22 protein-coding genes are annotated in these 22,086 nt (G+C 63.4%); 10 read left to right on the top strand and 12 right to left on the bottom strand.

What is annotated here, in order from left to right; translation table 11 throughout:
- Positions 1-86 precede the first annotated feature (86 nt).
- From IB234_RS03835 to IB234_RS03825, 3 genes are all read right to left on the bottom strand, one after another.
- Positions 87-929 (bottom strand): FecR family protein, encoded by an 843-nt coding sequence (locus tag IB234_RS03835; RefSeq protein ID WP_192314108.1) that lies wholly within the window; start codon positions 927-929, stop codon positions 87-89.
- 4 nt (positions 930-933) lie between these two features.
- Positions 934-1,470 carry an RNA polymerase sigma factor gene (locus IB234_RS03830; protein WP_192314105.1) on the bottom strand — a complete coding sequence of 179 codons (537 nt, stop codon included), beginning with the start codon at positions 1,468-1,470 and terminating at the stop codon, positions 934-936.
- A gap of 63 nt (positions 1,471-1,533) precedes the next feature.
- On the bottom strand, positions 1,534-1,887 hold the full coding sequence (locus IB234_RS03825; RefSeq protein ID WP_192314102.1) for a YkgJ family cysteine cluster protein: 354 nt from the start codon (positions 1,885-1,887) through the stop codon (positions 1,534-1,536).
- A 163-nt stretch (positions 1,888-2,050) separates the two neighbouring features.
- Here IB234_RS03825 and IB234_RS03820 point away from each other — a divergent pair, with 163 nt between their 5' ends.
- Positions 2,051-3,373 (top strand): NAD(P)/FAD-dependent oxidoreductase, encoded by a 1,323-nt coding sequence (locus IB234_RS03820; RefSeq protein WP_192314099.1) that lies wholly within the window; start codon positions 2,051-2,053, stop codon positions 3,371-3,373.
- Between the two features lie 36 nt (positions 3,374-3,409).
- Here the strand turns inward: IB234_RS03820 and IB234_RS03815 are convergent, their stop codons facing one another.
- The gene (locus IB234_RS03815; protein ID WP_192314096.1) at positions 3,410-3,634 is read right to left on the bottom strand and encodes a DUF1127 domain-containing protein; all 225 of its coding nucleotides are present in this window, start codon (positions 3,632-3,634) and stop codon (positions 3,410-3,412) included.
- Between the two features lie 175 nt (positions 3,635-3,809).
- Between IB234_RS03815 and IB234_RS03810 the strand changes: the two genes are divergently transcribed.
- Positions 3,810-5,231: a PLP-dependent aminotransferase family protein gene (locus tag IB234_RS03810; protein ID WP_192314093.1), complete on the top strand. Its 1,422-nt coding sequence runs from the start codon at positions 3,810-3,812 to the stop codon at positions 5,229-5,231.
- A 76-nt stretch (positions 5,232-5,307) separates the two neighbouring features.
- Positions 5,308-6,855, top strand: a complete 1,548-nt coding sequence (locus IB234_RS03805) for a phospholipase D family protein (protein WP_192314090.1) — start codon at positions 5,308-5,310, stop codon at positions 6,853-6,855.
- Between the two features lie 42 nt (positions 6,856-6,897).
- On the opposite strand, the gene IB234_RS03800 is transcribed toward IB234_RS03805, so the two are convergent.
- Together IB234_RS03800 and IB234_RS03795 are read right to left on the bottom strand one after the other, a co-directional pair.
- The gene (locus IB234_RS03800; protein WP_192314087.1) at positions 6,898-8,040 is read right to left on the bottom strand and encodes an MFS transporter; all 1,143 of its coding nucleotides are present in this window, start codon (positions 8,038-8,040) and stop codon (positions 6,898-6,900) included.
- Between the two features lie 275 nt (positions 8,041-8,315).
- A complete protein-coding gene (locus tag IB234_RS03795) occupies positions 8,316-9,809 on the bottom strand; it encodes an aldehyde dehydrogenase (protein WP_192314084.1) in 1,494 nt (497 codons plus the stop codon).
- Positions 9,810-10,022: 213 nt separating this feature from the next.
- On the opposite strand from IB234_RS03795, the gene IB234_RS03790 reads away from it, so the two are divergent.
- Complete coding sequence (locus IB234_RS03790; protein ID WP_192314081.1) at positions 10,023-10,385, top strand: cupin domain-containing protein; 363 nt, start codon at positions 10,023-10,025, stop codon at positions 10,383-10,385.
- 153 nt (positions 10,386-10,538) lie between these two features.
- Here the strand turns inward: IB234_RS03790 and rpmG are convergent, their stop codons facing one another.
- The gene (gene rpmG, locus IB234_RS03785) at positions 10,539-10,694 is read right to left on the bottom strand and encodes a 50S ribosomal protein L33 (protein WP_021702025.1); all 156 of its coding nucleotides are present in this window, start codon (positions 10,692-10,694) and stop codon (positions 10,539-10,541) included.
- Positions 10,695-10,704: 10 nt separating this feature from the next.
- Entirely contained in the window at positions 10,705-10,941 is a 237-nt protein-coding gene (gene rpmB, locus IB234_RS03780; protein WP_021702024.1) for a 50S ribosomal protein L28, read from the bottom strand.
- Positions 10,942-11,262: 321 nt separating this feature from the next.
- On the opposite strand from rpmB, the gene IB234_RS03775 reads away from it, so the two are divergent.
- Positions 11,263-12,837, top strand: coding sequence for an ABC transporter substrate-binding protein (locus IB234_RS03775; RefSeq protein WP_192314078.1), 1,575 nt, complete (start codon positions 11,263-11,265; stop codon positions 12,835-12,837).
- Here the strand turns inward: IB234_RS03775 and radC are convergent.
- Positions 12,834-13,508, bottom strand: coding sequence for a RadC family protein (gene radC, locus IB234_RS03770; RefSeq protein ID WP_192314076.1), 675 nt, complete (start codon positions 13,506-13,508; stop codon positions 12,834-12,836). The two genes, IB234_RS03775 and radC, sit on opposite strands and share 4 nt — an antisense overlap.
- Positions 13,509-13,645: 137 nt before the next feature.
- Here radC and coaBC point away from each other — a divergent pair, with 137 nt between their 5' ends.
- From coaBC to argB, 4 genes are all read left to right on the top strand, one after another.
- Positions 13,646-14,854, top strand: coding sequence for a bifunctional phosphopantothenoylcysteine decarboxylase/phosphopantothenate--cysteine ligase CoaBC (coaBC, locus tag IB234_RS03765; protein ID WP_192314075.1), 1,209 nt, complete (start codon positions 13,646-13,648; stop codon positions 14,852-14,854).
- A 24-nt stretch (positions 14,855-14,878) separates the two neighbouring features.
- Positions 14,879-15,334: a dUTP diphosphatase gene (gene dut, locus IB234_RS03760; protein WP_192314072.1), complete on the top strand. Its 456-nt coding sequence runs from the start codon at positions 14,879-14,881 to the stop codon at positions 15,332-15,334.
- Positions 15,335-16,553: 1,219 nt separating this feature from the next.
- Positions 16,554-17,960: a phosphomannomutase/phosphoglucomutase gene (gene algC / locus IB234_RS23885; RefSeq protein WP_225580402.1), complete on the top strand. Its 1,407-nt coding sequence runs from the start codon at positions 16,554-16,556 to the stop codon at positions 17,958-17,960.
- Between the two features lie 23 nt (positions 17,961-17,983).
- Complete coding sequence (gene argB / locus IB234_RS03750; protein WP_192314067.1) at positions 17,984-18,892, top strand: acetylglutamate kinase; 909 nt, start codon at positions 17,984-17,986, stop codon at positions 18,890-18,892.
- A gap of 20 nt (positions 18,893-18,912) precedes the next feature.
- Here argB and IB234_RS03745 read toward each other — a convergent pair whose 3' ends face one another.
- Together IB234_RS03745 and pyrE are read right to left on the bottom strand one after the other, a co-directional pair.
- Positions 18,913-19,500: a DUF4124 domain-containing protein gene (locus IB234_RS03745; protein ID WP_192314064.1), complete on the bottom strand. Its 588-nt coding sequence runs from the start codon at positions 19,498-19,500 to the stop codon at positions 18,913-18,915.
- A 25-nt stretch (positions 19,501-19,525) separates the two neighbouring features.
- Positions 19,526-20,167, bottom strand: coding sequence for an orotate phosphoribosyltransferase (gene pyrE / locus IB234_RS03740; RefSeq protein WP_192314061.1), 642 nt, complete (start codon positions 20,165-20,167; stop codon positions 19,526-19,528).
- Positions 20,168-20,260: 93 nt separating this feature from the next.
- Here pyrE and IB234_RS03735 point away from each other — a divergent pair, with 93 nt between their 5' ends.
- On the top strand, positions 20,261-21,040 hold the full coding sequence (locus IB234_RS03735; RefSeq protein WP_192314058.1) for an exodeoxyribonuclease III: 780 nt from the start codon (positions 20,261-20,263) through the stop codon (positions 21,038-21,040).
- A 22-nt stretch (positions 21,041-21,062) separates the two neighbouring features.
- On the opposite strand, the gene IB234_RS03730 is transcribed toward IB234_RS03735, so the two are convergent.
- On the bottom strand, positions 21,063-21,998 hold the full coding sequence (locus IB234_RS03730) for a DUF808 domain-containing protein (protein WP_192314055.1): 936 nt from the start codon (positions 21,996-21,998) through the stop codon (positions 21,063-21,065).
- Positions 21,999-22,086: the final 88 nt, after the last annotated feature.

Raw genomic sequence — 22,086 nt, 5'->3', positions numbered from 1 at the left:
TGGCGATCACAGGGACTGGCGGATGAGTCCGGGGGAATGTTGAGGTCACCTGAGAAAAATTCTCGTTATTTTTTCAGCGCAAGCCTCTAGCGGCCGCTGACTATCACATCACCGTCGGCGGTTCGCACCACGCGGACTGGCAGGATCACCGGCAGCAGGTCGATCAGCGACTCGATGGCAACGCTGTCGTACTCCCCGGAAACCCTCAGCGCACCTAGGCGCTGATCGGCCAGACGGAGCGGTGCCCGACGGTAGCGCTGAATATCGACGATCACCTCGCTCAGCGGCGTGCCGTCGAAACGCAGCTTGCCCTGCTGCCAGGCAGTGACCCGTGCGGGGTCGACACGATCGGGCGCACCAACCTCGTCCGCCCGCACCAGCACCCGCTGGCCGTCCACCAGGCGCTGCGGGACAGCGGAGGGCGCGGAAACTTCGACCTCGCCCTCGACCACCGTCACCGCCACACCTCGACTGTCACTGCGCACGTTGAACACCGTGCCGATGTCGAGCACCACAGCCTGCTGGCTACGCACGATGAAGGGCTTGCTCCCATGCGCCACGGTGAAAGTCGCCTCGCCTTCCACCAGTTCGATTTGCCGGCTACGCAGCCGGTGCTCGACGCGCAGGTGTGTGGCGCCGTTGAGCACCACCTGGCTGCCATCGGCCAGCTTCACGTCATCACGCTGGCCAGCGACGGTCCGCAGATACTCGCTGCGCCATGCCGGATCACCCACCCACAGCGCCACTCCGAGCACCAGAACGGAGAGCCCGCAACCCAGTGCCTGCTTACGCCTGCGTTGACGCGCTGTCTGCGCCTTGGCTTCCGCCAGCAACATCTCACGAGACGGCACACGATCACGCAGGGCACCCTCGAAGGCCGAAAGCGGGTCGGTACCGGTGTTGCGCTCAGCGTGATCCGGGCGATCCATGGCGTCAGTACTCTCGAGCCAGCGCCTGACGCGCGGGCTCCCACTCGTGGGCGATGGTGCGCATGGCGCGGGAGAAATGCTGGGTCACCATGTTGGCGGAAATGCCCAGCTCGTCGGCGATCTCGCGCTGAGGCATGCCATGGATACGGTGCAGGAGAAACACCTGGCGCGCACGCGCCGGCAGACCATCGATGATCGCTACCAGGGCATCGAGCTGCTGTTCGAAATCCAGGGCGGCGGCGCCATCGAGCTCGTGCACATGCCAGTCCGGCACCTCGCCCGACATCTCGAAATAGGCATTGCGTGTGTTGTCGGCTCGGCGCCGGTCGATAGCTCTATTGAAGGTGACGCGCCGCAGGAAGGCGAAGGGCAGGGTCACTGGCTGCTGCGGAGGCTTCTCCAGCAGCTGTACACAGACGTCGTGTACCACGTCATGCGCGAACTGGCTGCCCTGGAAACGCCGGCGGATGTACTCCACCAGGTCGTCATAATGCAGCGCCAGGGCGCCGATCAGCTCGACGCTGGGAGAGGACTTGGTCATCGGGGTTGATCGGCGGCTAATTGAAAATGAATCGCATTATATCCATAGCCGGATGAATTCTCGCTACACCAGCCGCTGCCGCGTACTCGCAATCAACTGGTGAACCTGGCGCTCGACGGACGGCTCGGTCGGTATTTCCGGCCCCCGTCCACGCGGACACGGCAGGCCAGGCGTGGTACCGAACAGGCGGCAGATCAGCGGGCGCTGGTCATACACCGTGCAGCCCTGCGGGCCGAGGTGCACGCAGTTGTACTCGGCCAACGCGGCGTCGTGTTCGGCATCGCTTTTCACCGGCAGGCGAGCCAACTCCTCGGACGAGGCGGTGACCGGACCGCAGCAATCATGGCAGTCCGGCACGCAGGAGAAGCCGGGAATCTGTCGGCGCAGATGGTCGATCTTGCGGTCGGTACAGCTCATTGATAAATGCCTGGGCAACGAGGCTGCGCATCTTAGCGTCAGCACCCGGTACAAGGCAGCGGCGCGACGACCGGAAGCTTTTTCCACCCCCCTCTTGGCGGATGGCAATGACCACGCTTATCCTGCGTCAAATTTTCCAAACACAAAAATCAGGATTTCGCACATGAACGCCCGGCTCAATACGCCCGTCCACAGTGACCAGCACGCCGCGTCCTACTACGCGGCCACGGCCAATCGCCAGCTGGCCTACCCTCCCCTGGGCGGCGAGCAGGTGGCGGACGTGTGCATCGTCGGTGGTGGCTTCTCCGGGCTGAATACCGCCATCGAACTGGCCCGCAAGGGTTTCTCGGTGGCGCTGCTGGAGGCCCACCAGATGGGTTGGGGCGCCAGCGGGCGTAATGGGGGCCAGCTGATTCGCGGCGTCGGCCATGGCGTCGAACAGTTCGAACCGGTGATCGGCAAGGAGGGCGTACACGCCATCAAGCTGATGGGCCTGGAGGCAGTGGAGATCGTGCGCCAGCGGGTCGACGAGTTCGCCATCGACTGCGACCTGACCTGGGGATACTGCGACCTGGCCAACAAACCGGCGCACCTGGAAGGCTTCGCCGAGGACAAGGCCGAGCTGGAGAGCCTCGGCTACCGCCACGAACTGCGCCTGCTGCAGCCGGAGCAGATGCGCGAGGTGGTCGGTTCCGACCGCTACGTGGGCGGCATGATCGACATGGGCTCTGGTCACCTGCACCCGCTGAACCTGGCGCTGGGCGAAGCCGCCGCCGCCGCTTCACTCGGTGTGAAGCTGTTCGAACACTCACCGGTAATTCGCATTGATCACGGCGCCGAAGTGAAGGTACACACCGCCCAGGGCAGTGTGCGCGCCAAGACCCTGGTGCTGACCTGCAACGCCTATTTGAACGGCCTCGACCCTACCCTCGGCGGCAAGGTGCTCCCCGCCGGCAGCTATGTTATTGCCACCGAGCCGCTGGGCGCAGAGCGCGCTCAAGCGCTGATTCCCCAGAACATGGCCCTGTGCGACCAGCGCGTGGCGCTGGACTACTACCGCCTCTCGGCCGACAACCGCCTGCTGTTCGGCGGCGCCTGCCACTACTCCGGTCGCGACCCTGCAGATATCGCTGCCTATATGCAGCCGAAGATGCTGGAGGTCTTCCCTGACTTGAAGGGCGTGAAGATCGACTATCAATGGGGCGGCATGATCGGCATCGGAGCCAACCGCCTGCCGCAGATCGGCCGACTCAGAGACCACAGCAACGTCTATTACGCTCAGGCCTATGCCGGTCACGGGGTCAACGCCACCCACCTGGCGGGCAAGCTGCTGGCCGAAGCCATCTCCGGTCAGCAAGGCAGCGGCTTCGAACTGTTCGACAAGGTGCCCCACATGACCTTCCCCGGCGGCAAGCATCTACGTTCGCCGCTACTGGCACTGGGCATGGCCTGGTATCGGCTGAAGGAAGCCGTCGGCCTGGTCTGAGCCCGCGAGCAAGACGGGCTCGCTCACTTCGAGCGTCTAGCGGAACAGACGCCAGAGGGGTTGGGTGGCTTCGCTGCGCGCCTGCTCGGCAGTCAGGCCAACATCGGCCAACTGCCGGGCATCCAGCTCCAGCAGCGAACGCCGGGTGTCGAGGCGACGACGCGCAAGCTGCCAGCGCAATGCCAAACCCTGCAGCGAAAGACTTTCGCCACGTTCGCGCTGCTCCTGCAGCGCTACACACAGATCACCGAACTCTCGCATGGTCAGCCCTCCATCCAGGCTCCTCCCTTGGGAGACCATGATGACGACGACCACTACAACGATACAGATTCAAAGATAATCTATTAAATCCATACAGATCGCTCGAACCTACAGCTGAATGGCTTATTATTTGGCCATCTGTATTGCTATCCAGCATCTGGCGAAGGCATCTGTCATGACGCTCTATCTCAACCTGGCCGAGTTGCTCGGCACTCGCATCGAACAGGGCCTGTACCGTCCCGGCGACCGCCTGCCCTCCGTTCGCGCACTCAGCCAGGAGCACGGCGTGAGCCTGAGTACCGTGCAGCAGGCTTATCGGGAGCTGGAAGACCGTGGCCTGGCGCGCCCGCAACCGAAGTCCGGTTACTACGTGCCCAGCACTCGCTCGGCGCCGGCGTTGCCGGAGGTCAGCCGCACCGCCCAGCGCCCAGTCGAGGTTTCTCAATGGGACCAGGTGCTCGAACAGGTAGCCAGCTCACCGACCGAATCCATCATTCAGCTCGGGCGCGGACGCCCGGACATCAGCAGCCCAACTCTCAAGCCGCTACTGCGCTCGCTGTCGCGCCTGAGCCGGCGGCAGGATCTCAGCAGCCTGACGTATGGCAACATCTACGGCGATATCGGTCTGCGTGAACAGGTTGCACGGCTGATGCTCGATTCCGGCTGCCATGTTCCCGCCGATGACATCGTCATCACCACGGGCTGCCACGAGGCGCTGTCAGCCGCCCTGCGCGCTATCTGCCAGCCCGGCGACATCGTCGCTGTGGACTCGCCGAGCTTCCACGGTGTGATGCAGGCACTCAAGGGCTTCGGCATGAAGGCCTTGGAACTGCCCAGTGATCCGCTCACCGGCATCAACCTGAAGGCCCTGGAGCTGGCGCTGGAACAGTGGCCGATCAAGGCCATCCAGCTCACCCCGACCTGCAACAACCCGCTTGGCTACATCATGCCGGAGGCCAGCAAGCGCGCGCTGTTGACCCTGGCCCAGCGCTACGATGTAGCGATCATCGAAGACGATGTGTACGGCGATCTGGCCTACCGCTACCCACGGCCACGCACCATCAAGTCCTTCGACGAAGACGGCCGTGTACTGCTGTGCAGCTCGTTCTCCAAGACTCTGGCACCCGGCCTGCGCATCGGCTGGATCGCCCCCGGCCGCTACCTCGACCGCGTTCTGCACATGAAATACATGGGTACCGGCTCGACAGCCCAACTGCCGCAGCTGGCCATCGCCGAATTTATCCAGGCCGGCCACTACGAGCCGCACCTGCGGCGCATGCGCGCTCAGTACCAGCGCAGCCGCGACCAGATGCAGGAGTGGATTCACCGCTACTTCCCGGCCGGCACCAAGGTCAGCCAGCCTCAGGGCAGCTTCATGATCTGGGTGGAAATGCCGGAGGACTTCGACAGCCAGCGCCTCAACCGCACACTGATGCCACAGGGCGTGCAGATCGCTCCCGGCAGTATCTTTTCCGCGGCCGGCAAGTACCGCAACTGCCTGCGCATGAACTATGCGGCCAAACCCGGCACGGATGTGGAATCCGCCGTGCGCCTGGTCGGCGAGACCGTGACGCGGCTGCTCGCCGAGAGGGAATGAACCGGAGCGATTGCCGGAATCTTTAGCGCGGCGGTACCGTCCTACTGAACAGGACGTAGCGTGACCGGAGGTCACCGTGCATCGCCCCCTCGTGCTTTGTCTACTGGTGCTGCTCGCCGCCTGCGCCAGCCCGCCCGCCCCCCAACCGAGCCAGACCCTGCCGGCCGAAGAGTCCGCCTTCGGCCGCCATCTACAAGACCTGGCGGCACCTCATCGGGGCCAGTCCGGCTTTCGCCTGCTGCCCGCCAGCGACGAGGCATTCGCCGCCCGTGCCGAGCTGATCCGCGCCGCCCGCAGCAGCCTCGACCTGCAGTACTACATCGTCCACGACGGCCTCAGCACCCGTACCCTGGTCGACGAGGTACTCACCGCCGCCGACCGTGGCGTGCGCGTGCGCCTGCTGCTGGACGACACCACCAGCGACGGCCGCGACTATGAGATCGCCCTGCTCGCCGCCCATCGCAATATCCAGGTGCGGGTGTTCAACCCGCTTCATCTCGGTCGCGCCACCGGCGTCACCCGCGTGCTCGGCCGCGCGCTCGACCTCGGCCAGCAGCACCGGCGCATGCACAACAAGCTGTGGCTGGCTGACGGCAGTGCCGCCATCGTGGGAGGGCGCAACCTGGGCGACGAGTACTTCGACGCCGAGCCCAGCCGCAACTTCACCGACATCGACCTGCTGGCCGTCGGTCCGGTGGCTGACCAACTGGCACACAGTTTCGACCAGTACTGGAACAGCGCGCTGAGCAAGCCGATCCAGCAGTTTTTGCGCACGGCACCGAGCGAGCACGACCTGGACGAAGCACGTCAACGCCTGCGCGGTTATCTGGCCCAGGCACGGGTGCAGCAGAAGGACCTGTATCAACGCCTGCAGGCATACCGCGACAACCCGCGGCTGCAGCGCTGGCTCGGCGAGCTGATCTGGGCGCCGGGCTGGGCCATGTGGGATGCCCCGGCCAAAGTGCTGACCCGCGGCGAGCCCGATCCGCAGCTGTTGCTGGCCAGCCAGCTGGAGCCGAAGCTGGCGGGCATCAAGCATGAACTGATCCTGGTCTCCGCCTACTTCGTGCCGGCCGAGGAGGGCATGCGCTACCTCACCGGCCACGCCGACGCAGGTGTGAATATCCGCCTGCTGACCAACTCGCTGGAAGCTACCGACGTGCCGGCCGTACACGGTGGCTATGCGCCCTACCGGCGCGAGCTGCTGGAGCATGGTGTGCGCCTGTTCGAGCTGCGTCGTCAGCCAGACGGCAGCGGCTCCGGCGGTAGTGGCCCCTACAGCTTCAGTGGTGCTTCCGCCTCCAGCCTGCACAGCAAGGCCATCGTCATGGACGGCCGCTACAGCTTCGTTGGCTCGCTGAATTTCGACCCACGCTCGCTGCTGTGGAACACAGAGGTCGGCGTGCTGGTGGACAGCCCGCAGCTCAGCGAACACGTGCGCCAACTGGCACTGGAGGGCATGCAACCTTCACTCAGCTACGAAGTGCGGCTACGCGAGGGGCGCCCGGTGTGGCTGACCGAAGACAAGGGGCAGAAACGCGAGCTGACCCGCGAGCCCGGCAACACCTGGCGCCGCTTCAACGCCTGGTTCGCCGAGCTGATCGGCCTGGAAAGCATGCTCTAGAAGAGCCGCTCCCTACCGATACGGAGCTGGGGTCAATCCGACCTAACGCTCGACCGCCAGCGTCTCACCCTTGTCACGCCAGGCCAGCCAGACGAAACCGGCGGCACCAAGCGCCATCATCATCGGCAACGCATGGCCGCTGAGCCACTGGCTGGCAGCACCAGTCAGCAGCGGGCCGAGCAGGCAACCCAGGCCCCAGAGCTGGGCGACATGGGCGTTGGCCCGCACCAGCTCGTCATCGCGGAAGCGCTCGCCGATCAGGATCAGCGACAGGGTAAACAGCCCGCCGGCGCTGGCGCCGAACAGCACCCAGAGCGGCCAGATCAGTGGCGTATGCAGCAGCAATGGCACCCCCAGGCTGGACAGCAGCAGGACCACGCCGCAGACGCGGAACAGTGCATGGCGTGGCACCCGGTCAGCGAGCCAGCCGATCGGCAGCTGCAGCGCGGCATCGCCCACCACCACCACGCTGGCCATGAGCAGCGCCACGTCTTGAGTGAAGCCCTGATGCAGGCCGTAGACCGGCAGCAGAGTGAGCATCATCGCCTCGAAGGCGGCGAACAGGCCGACCGCCCAAGCGATGGTCGGCATGCGCCGGCAGAAGTCGAACAACCCACGGCCCGAGGCACTGTGCGCATCGACCCGCGGCGCCCCGCTACGGCCGAACAGCACCATCGAACCGAAAATCAGCAGCCCCGTGCCGGTCCAGAACCCCAGATCGGACGTGGTGCCCAACAGGGTCAGCAGCAGCGGGCCGGCCAGTTGGCTGAGCGCATAGCCGGTGCCATACAACGCCACCAGGCGACCACGCCACTGCTCCACCGCCAACTGGTTGATCCAGCTTTCGCCCAGGATGAACACCACGGTCAGCGCCACGCCGAGGAACAGCCTTAATCCCAGCCACACCAGGTAGTGCTGGACCAGTGCCAGCAGACACACCGACACCGCGCCGAGCAGCAGACACAACTGCATCACCAGGGTGGTGCCCAGGCGCGCGGCCAACCGCCCGGCAATCAGCGAGCCGAGCAGCACCCCCACCGCGGGAGTCGCCGCCATCACACCGATGGCGAAGTTGCCGTACCCCCAGCCCTCCAGTCGCAGCGAGACCAGTGGCATGGTCACCCCAAGGGCCAGGCCGATACTGATCACCGCGGTACACACCGCGAAGTAGGTTCCCCAACGCATTGCCATGTCCTTTCACTGTACGGCCGGACGAAAAAGCAAAACGGCCGGGTTTCCAAGGAAACCCGGCCGCAGGTGTGGCTCACAGGGAGCCGGCTCTTCTCACGAAGAACGGACCTTCTACAACGCTTCTGGTCTTACCTCGACCGAATCCACCACCCGAGCAGAGTTTCGGGACTAAAGTCAGGCCAGGCGTCCCGCAGCGTAGTGCAGTACGTGAGCATTAAAGCGAAGGCGCAACGCAGCATGGCCGACGGCCCGGAGGTCGCCCAGGAGCATTACAACTTGATCCAGGTCGCCTTGATCTCGGTGTACTTGTCGAAGGCATGCAGCGACTTGTCGCGGCCGTTGCCGGACTGCTTGAAGCCACCGAACGGCGCGGTCATGTCGCCGCCATCGTACTGGTTGACCCACACGCTGCCAGCGCGCAGCGCCTTGGACACCAGATGCGCTTTGGACAGGTTGCTGGTCCATACACCGGCAGCCAGGCCATAGATGGTGTCGTTGGCGATGGCCACGGCTTCCTCGGTGCTGTCGAAGCCGATCACCGACAGAACCGGGCCGAAGATCTCTTCCTTGGCGATGCGCATGGCATTGGTCACACCATCGAACACGGTCGGCTCGACGTAGGTACCACCGGTCTCTTCCAGTACGCGCTTGCCGCCAGCGACCAGCTTGGCGCCGTCGTCATGGCCGGCCTGGATGTAACCCAGCACGTTGTTCATCTGGGTGGTATCGACCAGCGCGCCGACGTTGGTCGCCGGGTCCAGGGGGTTGCCCGGCTTCCAGGCCTTGATCGCCTCGACCACCATGGGCACGAACTTGTCCTTGATCGAATTTTCGACCAACAGGCGCGAGCCAGCGGTGCAGACTTCGCCCTGGTTGAAGGCGATGGCACTGGCCGCACCCTCGGCAGCAGCCTTGAGATCCGGCGCATCGGCGAAGACGATGTTCGGGCTCTTGCCGCCAGCCTCCAACCAGACGCGCTTCATGTTCGACTCGCCGGCATAGATCATCAGCTGCTTGGCAATCTTGGTCGAACCGGTGAACACCAGGGTGTCGACGTCCATGTGCAAGGCCAGAGCCTTGCCCACGGTATGGCCGAAGCCCGGCAGCACGTTGAAGACGCCCTCTGGAATACCGGCCTCGATGGCCAGCTGAGCGATACGGATGCCGGTCAGCGGCGACTTTTCGGAAGGCTTGAGCACCACCGAGTTGCCGGTGGACAGGGCAGGGCCGAGCTTCCAGCAGGTCATCAGAAGAGGGAAGTTCCACGGAACAATGGCGGCGACCACGCCAACCGGCTCACGGGTGACCAGCCCCAGCTCGTTGTGCGGAGTGGCAGCGACCTCGTCGTAGATCTTGTCGATGGCCTCACCACTCCAACGGATGGCGCGCGAGGCGGCCGGCACGTCGACGCTCAACGAGTCGCCGATCGGCTTGCCCATGTCGAGCGTTTCCAGCAGGGCCAGCTCTTCGGCATGAGCGTCAATGAGATCGGCGAAACGGAGCATGACAGCCTTGCGCTGGACCGGCGCCAGGCGTGACCAAACACCGGACTCGAAGGTGGCGCGAGCGCTCTTGACTGCCGCGTCGGCATCGGCGCTGTCGCAACTGGCCACCAGGCCGAGCAGTCGCCCGTCGACCGGACTGATGCATTCGAAGGTAGCGCCGGCCACCGCATCGGTGTATTCGCCCTGGACGAAGGCGCGGCCTTCGATTTTCAGGTTCTTGGCGCGCTGTTCCCAGTCGGCACGGGTCAGGGTGGTCATTGCAAGGATCCTCGGTGGGAGCGTGTCGCAAATCGACAACACGCACTGTCAATTATTCTGCCAGGCCGATGGCCGGCCCTTGTGCAGGCAACACTAAACCAGAGCGCGCGACCTTTTCAATATTTTTGACAGACAGGCACTCATCGCCTTGCAATGTTCGTTTTATCAAACATAGACTCCGTCCACTCGCGCCTCACAACAATAGGAAATGCCATGAACATCGAACAGATCGTCGACTTCGCCTCGGCCACCAGCGCGCCCGAGCACTACCGCCCCGCCCAGGAAAAGATCATCAAGGGCGAGCCCGAGCAGAGTGTACGCAACCACTACGGCAGCCCCTGCGGCCAGTTCAATGCCGGCATCTGGGAAGGCGCACCCGGCCAGTGGACGATCCATTACACCGAGCACGAGTACTGCGAGATTCTTCAGGGCGTCTCAGTTATCCGCGATCAGGATGGCAACGCCAAGACCGTGCGCGCCGGCGACCGCTTCGTCATCCCGGCCGGACTCAAGGGCACCTGGGAGGTGCTTGAGCATTGCCGCAAGGTCTACGTGATCTTCGAGGCCAAGGCCTGAGGCCAGTTGTTTCGGCGGAACTCGAGCCGCCTACCGATTGATCCTGCGATACCCCCTTGGCCCGCGCTACGCGGGCTTCTTTTTGGGCAGCACTTTTTCGCAGACAAGAAAAAACCCGCCGAGGCGGGTTTCTTCGTACAAGGGCCGGATCAATTACTTGATCTTGGCTTCCTTGTAGGTCACGTGCTTACGGACGACCGGATCGTACTTCTTGATCTCGATCTTGTCCGGAGTGGTGCGCTTGTTCTTGTCGGTGGTGTAGAAGTGGCCGGTACCGGCGCTGGACACCAAACGGATCAGTTCACGCATGATTTGCTCCTTAAACCTTTTCGCCGCGAGCGCGCAGCTCGGACAGAACTACGTCGATGCCGCGCTTGTCGATGATGCGCATGCCCTTGGCGGAAACGCGCAGACGCACGAAGCGCTTCTCGGACTCGACCCAGAAGCGGTGATGCTGCAGGTTCGGCAGGAAACGACGACGGGTTTTGTTGTTAGCGTGGGAAACGTTGTTCCCGGTTACCGGACCCTTACCGGTAACTTGACAGACTCTCGACATGCCTCAGCCCTCTAAACCACATGCCCAACCCGGCATGGGTTGGCCGCTTGAACTTAATAGTCATTTGGCGCTCAGCGCCGCGTTTCTCGGGGGTCTTACCGGCGCTTGGCGTTTCCGCTGGACCGGGCCCCTAGAAAAGAGCGCTGCTTTATACCAGAACACCCTTCCCGTCGCAAGGATCGGCATACACCGCGAACAGCCGCCCAGGCCAGGAGCGGCGCCCTCTCGCGTCGGCCAGGCATGACCACTCGTCGCCCAATCCGATTGTCTGCACTCCCCCTTTGCTCTAGGGTTGGCCTCTCGCCACTCGGAGGAACCACGATGCGCGTTGCCGCCCTGCCCCTGCTGCTTGCCCCGCTACTGAGCCAGGCGGCCACTCTCAGCGTGTGCACCGAAGCCAGCCCGGATGGCTTCGACGTGGTCCAGTACAACTCGCTGACCACCACCAATGCCTCGGCCGACGTACTGATGAACCGCCTGGTGGACTATGACGTCACAACCGGCACGCTGTTGCCCAGCCTGGCCACGAACTGGGAGGTAGCGACCGACGGCCTGAGCTGGACCTTCCAGCTACGCCCCAGGGTAAAGTTTCAACGCACCGAATGGTTCGCCCCAAGCCGCGAACTGAATGCCGACGATGTGCTGTTCAGCTTTCAGCGCATGCTCGATCCGGCCCACCCCTGGCACAACGTTTCCACAAGCGGTTATCCCCACGCCCAGTCCATGCAGTGGCCGGAGCTGATCGAGCGCATCGAGGCGCCAACGCCGATGAGCGTGCGTTTCGTCCTCAAACACCCGGACGCCACCTTCCTCTCCACCCTGAGCATGGGCTTCGCCTCCATCTATTCCGCCGAGTACGCCGACAAGCTGCTGGCCGCCGGCGCGCCGGAGAAGCTCAATAGCCAACCGGTGGGCACCGGCCCCTTCATCCTCAAGCGCTTCCAGAAGGATGCAGTAATCCGCTACACCGCCAATCCTGAACATTTTGCTGGCAAGCCTGGGGTCGACGGCCTGGTGTTCGCCATCACCCCGGACGCCAACGTGCGCCTACAGAAGGTCAAGCGCGGCGAATGCCACATCACCCTGTCGCCCAAGCCACTGGATGTGCAGGCAGCGCGCGCGGATGGTCGCCTGGCGGTTAGTGAAACACCTGCCTTTATGACCGCCTTCGTCGCCCTAAACAGTCAGCACCCGCCCCTGGACAAACCGCAGGTGCGCCAGGCCATCAACCTGGCCTTCGACAAGGCCAGCTACCTGAAGGCTGTGTTCGAAGGCAGCGCCACCTCGGCCAGCGGGCCCTACCCGCCCAACACTTGGAGTTACGCCAAGGAGCTACCAGGCTACGCCCACGATCCAGCCAAGGCCAAAGCATTGCTGGCCGAAGCCGGATTGGCAGACGGTTTCAAGACCACCATCTGGACCAGGCCTTCGGGCAGCCTGCTCAACCCCAATCCCACCCTCGGCGCCCAGCTGCTGCAGGCTGACCTGGCCAAGGTCGGCATCCAGGCGGAAATCCGCGTGATCGAATGGGGCGAACTGATTCGCCGGGCCAAGGCCGGTGAGCACGACCTGTTGTTCATGGGCTGGGCTGGCGACAATGGCGACCCGGATAACTTCCTAACTCCGCAATTCGCCTGCGCCTCGGTGCAGTCCGGGCTGAACTTCGCCCGCTACTGCGACCCGCAACTGGACAAGCTGATCTCCGACGGCAAGGCCGCCAACACTCAGGAACAGCGCAGCGCCCTGTACCAGAAGGCACAAACGCTGATCCAGCAGCAAGCGTTGTGGTTACCACTAGCCCACCCCACAGCCTTCGCCCTGCACAGCGGCAAGGTCAGCGGCTACCAGGTCAGCCCGTTCGGTCGCCAGGACTTCGCCAAGGTACGTCTGAACTAGACCCAGCCAAACTCGGCCATCGACAGCGGTTCGCCATCACCGACGATAAAGTGGTCGAGCACCCGCACCTCGATCAGCCCGAGCGCCTCCTTCAGGCGCTCGGTCAGCAGGCGGTCGGCCTGACTGGGCTCCGCCACCCCTGAAGGGTGGTTGTGTACAAGGATGGCCGCGGCGGCGTTATGCGCCAGGGCACGCTTGACCACCTGCCGCGGATAGACACTGGCTCCGTCGATGGAGCCGAAGAACAACGCCTCGAAGCAGATCACTCGGTGCTTGGCATCGAGGAACAGGCAGCCGAACACCTCGTGCGGCTCGTGGCGCAGGCGCGCCTTGAGGTAGTCGCGCACCGCCTGCGGACTCTCCAGCGCCGAGTCGCGACGCAGACGTTCGGCCAGATGGCGCCGGCCCATCTCAAGCACCGCCTGCAACTGGGAGAACTTGGCCGGCCCTAGCCCTAGGCGCTGGCTGAATGACTCCAGATCGGCCTCCAGCAGAGCGCGCAGGCTGCCGAAGTCGGCCAGCAGGTGGCGGGCCAGATCCACAGCGCTCTGCCCAGCCACGCCGGTACGCAGGAAAATCGCCAGCAACTCGGCGTCGCTCAAAGCCGCCGCGCCCAATTCCAGCAGCTTCTCCCGCGGGCGCTCCGCCGCGGGCCAATCGCGTATGCTCATGACATCTCCCTGTCAGTCGGCCCGCTGTTCCGGCGCAGGCCCTGTGCTATCTTAGCCCGGCTTTTTTGGCGCGTAGGTCGGCCTGGGGAGGCGCCTCCATCGCGTTGCTATCCACACCTCATTATTAAGGCAGGCCTATGCAGCGGCTGTATCGGAAACGCATCGTCCTGGGCGTCGGCGGCGGCATCGCCGCCTACAAGAGCGCCGAGCTGGTTCGCCGCCTCCGCGACCAGGGCGCAGAAGTACGGGTGGTGATGACCCGCGGTGGTCGCGAGTTCATCACACCATTGACCCTGCAAGCCCTCTCCGGCCATCCGGTTCACCTCGATCTGCTCGACCCGGCCGCCGAAGCCGCCATGGGCCATATCGAGCTGGCCAAGTGGGCCGACCTGGTGCTGATCGCCCCTGCCACTGCCGACATCATGGCGCGCCTGACCCAAGGCGTGGCCGACGACCTGCTGACCACCCTGGTGCTGGCCACCGATGCCCAAGTCGCCCTGGCCCCGGCGATGAACCAGGCCATGTGGCGCGACGATGCCACCCAGGCCAACGCCCAGGCGCTGGAAAAGCGCGGCATTCACCTGTTCGGACCAGCGTCCGGCAGCCAGGCCTGTGGCGACGTCGGCCTCGGCCGCATGCTTGAGGCCGATGAGCTGGCCCAACGCACCGCCGACTGCTTCCAGTGGCAAGCGCTGACCGGCAAGCATGTGCTGATCACCGCCGGCCCGACCCAGGAAAACATCGACCCGGTGCGCTATATCACCAACCACAGCTCCGGCAAGATGGGCTTCGCCCTGGCCGAGGCCGCTGTGGAAGCCGGCGCCCGAGTCACCCTGGTGACCGGTCCGGTACACCTGCCGACACCCGACAGGGTCAACCGCATCGACGTGGTCAGCGCCCGCGACATGCTGGCCGCCTGCGAAGCTGCCATGCCTTGCGACCTGCTGATCGCTTCTGCCGCCGTGGCCGACTACCGCCCGGAAGTGGTGGCGCCGCACAAGATGAAAAAGGATCCCACGACCGGCGAAGGCCTGCTGCTGCAGCTGGTGCGCAATCCGGACATCCTCGCCACCATCGCCGGGCGTGAAGACCGCCCATTCAGCGTGGGCTTCGCCGCAGAAACCGAGAATCTGCTCGGCTATGCTGCACGCAAGCTGAAAGACAAGAATCTCGACCTGATCGTCGCCAACGATGTGGCCAACCCCACCATCGGCTTCAATAGCGAAGAGAACGCTATCACCGTGATCGACCGCGATCTGCAGGCGAGCGCCTTCGCCCAGACCAGCAAGAGCAAGATCGCACGCCAGTTGGTGGCCTTCATCGCCGAGCGCCTGAACCGCGCCTGACCCTATTCGTTTACGGAACCCGCCATGCACGCTCTGCAAGCCAAGATCCTCGACCCGCGCCTGGGTAGCGACTTCCCCCTGCCCCAGTACGCCACGCCCGGCTCCGCCGGCCTCGACCTGCGCGCCATGCTCAAGGAGGACTGCGTCCTCGAACCAGGCCAGACAGTGCTGATTCCCACCGGCCTGTCCATCTACATTGCCGACCCGAACCTAGCTGCACTGGTCCTGCCACGCTCTGGCCTGGGCCACAAGCACGGCATCGTGCTCGGCAATCTGGTCGGTCTGATCGACTCCGACTACCAGGGAGAACTGATGGTGTCGTGCTGGAATCGCGGCCAGACGCCGTTCACCATCGCCATCGGCGAGCGCATTGCCCAGCTGGTGCTGGTGCCGGTGGTACAGGCCCACTTCGAGCTGGTCGAGGAATTCGACGCCAGCCAGCGTGGTGCCGGCGGCTTCGGCCACTCCGGCAGCCACTGAACCTGCGGCCCATCAGGATCAATCTCCAGGGAGACGTTGCGTGAAACTGCTCAAGCGTACCGCCAAGGACAACGATCAAAGCCTTACCGCCCCCGCTGCGAAACCTGCTCGCCAGACCGGAAACGACCAGAAGGCGCTGGTACCGGGCGTCATTGCCGCCATGGTCGGCCTCACGCTGGCGGGCGCGCTGATCGCCTTCAACTTCAACGACAGCAGCAAGCAGCACCAGAAGCAGCTGATCGATGCCTGGGGAAGCAGCCAAGCCAGCGCACTCAACCAAGCCCAACTGCAGTTGCAGGCCGACACCCAGGCCGCGGCCAAAAATCCTGCGCTGCTCGCGGCCCTGCAAAGCGGTGATCGCAATCTGGTCACCGCGGCCGAGCGCAGCCTGCAGCACTGGGAGGGCGTGGTCGATGCCCACTTGAACCTTCCGCGACGCGCCGCTCTAGACATCGGCCGCACCGGTCCAATGAACTTCGCTGCTCTAGACATGCTTCAGCGCTTGGAAAATGGTCAGAAGCCGGCGGTAGAAGCCTACAAAGCAGGCGAGCGCTGGCTGGCTTATAGCGCAGCCCCAATATTCAGCCCTGGCAGCGAGCAGATACAGGGCACTCTGCTGCTGGTGGTCGACCTGCAGCGCCTGCTAGCCGCTCTACCTGCATTACCCGAGGGCATTGGCCAGGTGCAGCTGAATCAGAAGTTCTCCACGACCCCAGCCCAGACCCTGATGACACGCGGCACGGGAGCTGGAACAGCACAAAGCTTCGAAACCGGCAACCCGAACTGGCAACTCGATTTCACTCCAGGCCAAGCCCTCAGCGGCATGCCCATGTCACCGATCATCCTCGGCATTGCGGGCCTGTTGGCACTTGCCGGCGCTCTGATCGGCCTGATGCTGACCCGAAATCACTTGCTCGGCCGCCTGCGTGGCGATGTCCAACAGCTCGCCGCGATGCTGCAGGAGCTTTCCAGCGGAAAGTCGGTCAAAGCCTTCAGCCTGCATTTCACTGCCCTGGATGGGCTGGCGCAGAGCCTGGCTCGCCTTCCGCGACCAAAGAAAGAAGCATCAAGGCCAGAACCTGGCAGCCCCACCGGGAGCATCGCGCCAACAGGCAGCAAACCGACGCAACTGGCCGACCCGATGTTTCAGGCCACCGATATTCTCGATATCGATATTCTCGACGAAGACCAGGATCTCCTGGGATTGGAGCAACCTTTCATGGATAGCGCCGTGCTAAACAACCAGACCCCGCCGAAACTTCCCGCCACCATCTTCCGCGCTTACGACATCCGTGGCGTGGTCGGCGACACCCTGACCCCAGAAGCCGCCTATTGGATCGGTCGCGCCATCGGCTCGGAAAGCCTGGCGCAGGGCGAGCCTAACGTAGCCGTTGGCCGCGACGGCCGCCTGTCAGGCCCGCAGCTGGTGCAACAACTCATCCAAGGCCTGCTGGACTGTGGCTGCCAGGTTACCGATATCGGCATGGTGCCGACTCCCGTCCTGTACTTCGCCACCCATGTGCTGGAAGGTAAATCCGGGGTGATGCTGACAGGTAGCCACAATCCGCCGGATTACAACGGCTTCAAGATCGTCATCGCCGGCGATACCCAGGCCAACGAGCAGATCCAGGCACTGAAAACTCGCATCGACAACAACGACCTGGCCACTGGCGTCGGTAGCGTCGAGCAGATCGACATCCTTGATCGCTACTTCAAACAGATTCGCGACGACATCGCCATGGCCAAACCGATCAAGGTCGTCGTCGACTGCGGCAACGGCGTGGCCGGCGTCATCGCCCCTCGACTGATCGAGGCATTGGGCTGCAGTGTGATCCCGCTGTACTGCGAGGTGGACGGCAACTTCCCCAACCACCACCCAGACCCGGGCAAGCCGGAGAACCTGAAAGATCTGATCGCTCGCGTGAAGAGCGAAGGGGCCGATCTCGGCCTGGCCTTCGACGGCGATGGCGACCGCGTCGGTGTAGTAACCAACACCGGCACCATCGTCTATCCGGACCGCCTGATGATGTTGTTCGCCAAGGATGTGGTCTCCCGCAATCCAGGCGCGGACATCATTTACGACGTCAAGTGCACGCGCCGTCTTGGCGCCCTGATCAGCGGCTACGGTGGCCGACCGGTGATGTGGAAGACCGGCCACTCGCTGATCAAGAAAAAGATGAAAGAAACCGGTGCCCTGCTGGCCGGCGAGATGAGCGGCCACGTGTTCTTCAAGGAGCGTTGGTTCGGCTTCGACGACGGCATCTACAGTGCTGCGCGCCTGCTGGAAATCCTCAGCCAGGACCGCCGCGACGCCGAGCACGTGTTCTCCGCCTTCCCGCTGGACATCTCTACGCCGGAGCTCAACATCACCGTCACCGACGAGAACAAGTTCCGCCTGGTCGACCGTCTGCAACGCGACGGCGTGTGGGGCGAGGCCAACCTGACCACCCTCGACGGCGTACGCGTCGACTATCCGAAGGGCTGGGGCCTGGTCCGCGCTTCCAACACCACGCCAGTGCTGGTACTGCGCTTCGAGGCGGAGACCGAGGAAGAGCTCAAGCGGATCAAGGAAGTGTTCCGCGCCCAGCTGTATAACGTCGCCCCTGACCTCAACCTGCCGTTCTGATCTGCTTCGGAGTCCGTTTCACCATGACCCTCAACCGTGATGCCGCCACCAATGTCGCCAAGGTCCTGTCCGAGGCGCTGCCGTACATCCGCCGCTTCGTCGGCAAGACCCTGGTGATCAAATACGGCGGCAACGCCATGGAGAGCGACGAGCTCAAGGAAGGCTTCGCCCGCGACATCGTGCTGATGAAGGCAGTCGGCATCAACCCGGTGGTGGTACATGGCGGCGGCCCGCAGATCGGCGATCTGCTCAAGCGCCTGTCGATCGAGAGCCATTTCATCGACGGCATGCGCGTCACCGACGCGCAGACCATGGATGTGGTGGAGATGGTCCTCGGCGGCCAGGTCAACAAGGACATCGTCAACCTGATCAACCGTCACGGCGGCAGCGCCATCGGCCTGACCGGCAAGGACGCGGAGCTGATCCGCGCGAAGAAGCTCACCGTGACCCGCCAGACCCCGGAGATGACCCAACCGGAAATTATCGACATCGGCCACGTCGGCGAAGTAGTCGGCGTGAATACCGACCTGCTGAGCATGCTGGTGAAGGGCGATTTCATCCCCGTGATCGCACCGATCGGAGTAGGTGCCAATGGCGAGTCGTACAACATCAATGCCGATCTGGTGGCCGGCAAGGTCGCCGAAGCCCTGAAAGCCGAGAAGTTGATGTTGCTGACCAACATCGCGGGCCTGATGGACAAGCAGGGCGAAGTGCTTACCGGCTTGACCACCGAGCAGGTAGACGATCTGATCGCCGACGGCACCATCTACGGCGGCATGCTGCCGAAGATCCGTTGTGCCCTGGAGGCAGTACAAGGAGGGGTCACCAGCGCGCACATCATCGATGGGCGTGTACCCAATGCGGTACTACTGGAAATCTTCACCGATAGCGGTGTCGGCACGCTGATCAGTAATCGCAAACGCCATCTCTGAACGCTGACTGCGGGGAGGGATCACTCGCCCCGCAGTTCGACCAGACGCTCGCGATCCGCGGCAAAAGCAGCCTCGGCCTCGGCACGGCTCTTCTGGTATCGCTGGATATCCTTCTCGACGCCGACCTGTTCAGCCTTGATGTTATCGATCTGGACCAGCAGATGCTCCGGCACATCGCGGCCAGCACGCTCGAACTCGGCCGCCTGAGACTGAAGGTTGGCCTGCTGGGTACGAAGCGAACTCAGATTGCTGTGAGCCACCCCGATAACCCCATCCAGCTCGGCGAGCTTTCGAGTGCGAGCGCGATCCACATCTGCAGGTTCGGAGTAGATACGCAGCAGTTGGACGTCAGATCGGGCCCTCGCCTTCTCCTCGATCATCCGCTGGCGTTCCTCCATGGTTGGCGCGGGCGGTACTTCGCGAATCACCCGCCCCTGCTCATCCACCACCTGATACCCCTTCTCGATATATTCCGGAGGTACACCCAGGCGGTCCAGCACCGTCACGCCCTTATCGTTCCGGTAGCGGTAGTACTCATCTGCTGCCGCAAGCGATGCATGGCCGAACCCCATGGCCAGGGACAAGCTGAGCGCGACCGGTTTGAGCATGACACGTCCTGTTTTATTGTTGATTTTAGATGCCGTACTGAGCGCGGTATGCCTCCACCGCCGGCAGATATTTCTTCAGCTCAGCATCTTCCGCCAGATAATCCAGCACCTGCTCCAGAGAAACAATACTGATTACCGGCATGCCGTAGTCACGTTCCACTTCCTGAATCGCCGACAACTCTCCCTTTCCACGTTCCTGACGATTCAACGCGATCAGCACGCCGGCCGCCTGAGCGCCCTGGGCCTGAATGATCTGCATGACCTCGCGTATCGCAGTACCGGCAGTAATGACGTCATCAACGATCATCACCCGGCCCGCCAGAGGCGCGCCAACCAGCGTGCCCCCTTCGCCGTGGTCCTTGGCCTCCTTGCGGTTGAAGCACCAGGGCAGGTCGCGCTCATGTTGCTCGGCCAGCGCCACGGCGGTGGTAGCTGCCAAGGGGATGCCCTTGTAGGCCGGACCGAACAGAACGTCGAAATCGATGCCGGCATCCACCAATGCCGAGGCATAGAAACGCCCGAGCTTGGCCAGCGCCAACCCACTACTGAACAGACCCGCATTGAAGAAGTAAGGGCTGGTACGCCCGGACTTGAGGGTGAACTCACCGAAACGCAGCACGCCGCGCTCGATGGCAAAACGAATGAATTCGCGTTGATACGCCTGCATGAAAAAGCTCCGTACGGCACGGATTTAGCTATGAATTTAGCTAATGGGAATGAGCTCGGGTATCATACACGCAGGTGTTTTTGGGGGCCATTTATGCGGATCATCAGTGTGAACGTGAATGGTATTCAGGCCGCAGTCGAGCGAGGTTTGCTCAGCTGGCTGCAGGCCCAGAATGCCGACGTGATCTGCCTGCAGGATACAAGAGTCTCCTCCTTCGAACTGGACGATCCGGCCTATCAGCTGGATGGCTACTTTCTCTATGCGGCCGACGCCGAGGTGCCTGCCCAGGGTGGCGTGGCGCTGTACTCGCGCCTGCAACCCAAGGCAGTGATCCACGGCCTCGGCTTCGAGATGGCCGACCGTTACGGTCGTTACCTGCAGGCGGACTTCGACAAGGTGAGCATCGCCACCCTGTTGCTGCCGTCCGGCCAGGACGGCGACGAGAGCCTGAACCACAAGTTCAAGTTCATCGACGACTTCACTGGCTATCTGGACAAACAGCGCCGCAAGCGCCGCGAGTACATCTACTGCAGCTCGCTCTATGTCGCCCACCAGAAACTGGACGTAAAAAACTGGCGCGACAGCCAGCAGCTACCGGGCTTCCTGGCGCCGGAACGCGCCTGGATGGACGAAGTGATCGGCACCATGGGCTATGTCGATGCGCTGCGCGAAGTCAGCCGTGAAGGCGACCAATACAGCTGGTGGCCTGACAGCGAACAGGCAGACCTGCTAAACCTCGGCTGGCGCTTCGACTATCAGTTGCTGACACCCGGCATGCGCCGGATCGTGCGCAACGCCAAGTTGCCACGCCAGCCACGCTTCTCCCAGCACGCACCGCTGATCGTCGACTACGACTGGCTGCTCAGCATATAGGCAGCCAGTTCGCCAACCCACCTCAAGCGCGCAATGCGCCCCAGGCCTTGCTCGCCGCACTCACCGCGACCAGCACCAGCGCACCCACCAACACGCCGAACAGTGCGTCGATCAGCGTCGGCGCCAGCACGGCCAGCACGCCACCCACGGCCGGAACAGCATGGATCGCCTCGACCCAGTGATGGATCAGGTCGTGGGCACCAGGAATACCGTGGGTGAGGATACCGCCGCCGACCATGAACATGGCCGCCGTCCCCACGACCGAAAGCAGCTTCATCAGCCAGGGGGCGAGCCACAGAATACCGCGACCGAACGACTGCAGAGCCGCATTGGCACGCTGACTGAGGTAGAGACCGGCATCGTCCAGCTTGACGATGCCTGCAACCAGACCATAGACCCCAACCGTCATCAGCAACGCGATGCCGGACAGCACGATGACCTGTTGCATGAAGGCCTGTTCGGCCACCACGCCCAACGTAATGGCAATGATCTCGGCGGAGAGGATGAAGTCGGTACGCACCGCCCCCTTGATCTTGTCCTTCTCGAAGGCCTGCATGTCGACTGCCGGGTCCGCAAGGGCCTGAACATGGTCAGCATGATGCCGCTGATCCTCCTCCTTGCTGTGCAGGAACTTGTGCGCCAGCTTCTCGAAGCCCTCGAAGCACAGGAATGCACCGCCTAGCATCAACAGGGGCGTCACCAGCCAGGGGGCAAAAGCGCTGATCAACAGTGCCGCCGGCACCAGGATCAGCTTGTTGATCAACGAACCCTTGGCCACGGCCCAGACCACCGGCAGTTCGCGCTCGGCCTTGACCCCGCTGACCTGCTGGGCGTTCAACGCAAGATCATCGCCCAGCACCCCTGCGGTCTTCTTCGCCGCGACCTTGGTCATCACCGACACGTCATCCAGCACACTGGCGATATCGTCGAGCAGAGTTAACAGACTGGCTCCGGCCACTTCTGACTTCCTTAATATGAGTGGTTGCACAAAGGCGGCCGCCACGGAGAGCAGCCACAGCAAAAGGCCCCGCATGCGGGGCCTGGTC

It is taken from the genome of Pseudomonas sp. PDM16 (assembly GCF_014851865.1).
GTDB lineage: Bacteria > Pseudomonadota > Gammaproteobacteria > Pseudomonadales > Pseudomonadaceae > Aquipseudomonas.
This window is presented reverse-complemented; position numbering and strand designations above follow the sequence as displayed.

Bases quoted from the DNA above. Each gene is read 5' to 3' on its own strand.
- IB234_RS03745 (WP_192314064.1), bottom strand. From the start codon at position 19,500: ATGCTCAAACCGGTCGCGCTCAGCTTGTCCCTGGCCATGGGGTTCGGC.
- algC (WP_225580402.1), top strand. From the start codon at position 16,554: ATGGATAGCGCCGTGCTAAACAACCAGACCCCGCCGAAACTTCCCGCC.
- pyrE (WP_192314061.1), bottom strand. From the start codon at position 20,167: ATGCAGGCGTATCAACGCGAATTCATTCGTTTTGCCATCGAGCGCGGC.
- radC (WP_192314076.1), bottom strand. From the start codon at position 13,508: ATGAGCATACGCGATTGGCCCGCGGCGGAGCGCCCGCGGGAGAAGCTG.
- IB234_RS03800 (WP_192314087.1), bottom strand. From the start codon at position 8,040: ATGCGTTGGGGAACCTACTTCGCGGTGTGTACCGCGGTGATCAGTATC.
- IB234_RS03795 (WP_192314084.1), bottom strand. From the start codon at position 9,809: ATGACCACCCTGACCCGTGCCGACTGGGAACAGCGCGCCAAGAACCTG.
- IB234_RS03735 (WP_192314058.1), top strand. From the start codon at position 20,261: ATGCGGATCATCAGTGTGAACGTGAATGGTATTCAGGCCGCAGTCGAG.
- IB234_RS03830 (WP_192314105.1), bottom strand. From the start codon at position 1,470: ATGACCAAGTCCTCTCCCAGCGTCGAGCTGATCGGCGCCCTGGCGCTG.
- IB234_RS03835 (WP_192314108.1), bottom strand. From the start codon at position 929: ATGGATCGCCCGGATCACGCTGAGCGCAACACCGGTACCGACCCGCTT.
- rpmB (WP_021702024.1), bottom strand. From the start codon at position 10,941: ATGTCGAGAGTCTGTCAAGTTACCGGTAAGGGTCCGGTAACCGGGAAC.
- IB234_RS03825 (WP_192314102.1), bottom strand. From the start codon at position 1,887: ATGAGCTGTACCGACCGCAAGATCGACCATCTGCGCCGACAGATTCCC.
- IB234_RS03810 (WP_192314093.1), top strand. From the start codon at position 3,810: ATGACGCTCTATCTCAACCTGGCCGAGTTGCTCGGCACTCGCATCGAA.
- IB234_RS03790 (WP_192314081.1), top strand. From the start codon at position 10,023: ATGAACATCGAACAGATCGTCGACTTCGCCTCGGCCACCAGCGCGCCC.
- dut (WP_192314072.1), top strand. From the start codon at position 14,879: ATGCACGCTCTGCAAGCCAAGATCCTCGACCCGCGCCTGGGTAGCGAC.
- IB234_RS03820 (WP_192314099.1), top strand. From the start codon at position 2,051: ATGAACGCCCGGCTCAATACGCCCGTCCACAGTGACCAGCACGCCGCG.
- IB234_RS03775 (WP_192314078.1), top strand. From the start codon at position 11,263: ATGCGCGTTGCCGCCCTGCCCCTGCTGCTTGCCCCGCTACTGAGCCAG.
- coaBC (WP_192314075.1), top strand. From the start codon at position 13,646: ATGCAGCGGCTGTATCGGAAACGCATCGTCCTGGGCGTCGGCGGCGGC.
- argB (WP_192314067.1), top strand. From the start codon at position 17,984: ATGACCCTCAACCGTGATGCCGCCACCAATGTCGCCAAGGTCCTGTCC.
- rpmG (WP_021702025.1), bottom strand. From the start codon at position 10,694: ATGCGTGAACTGATCCGTTTGGTGTCCAGCGCCGGTACCGGCCACTTC.
- IB234_RS03815 (WP_192314096.1), bottom strand. From the start codon at position 3,634: ATGCGAGAGTTCGGTGATCTGTGTGTAGCGCTGCAGGAGCAGCGCGAA.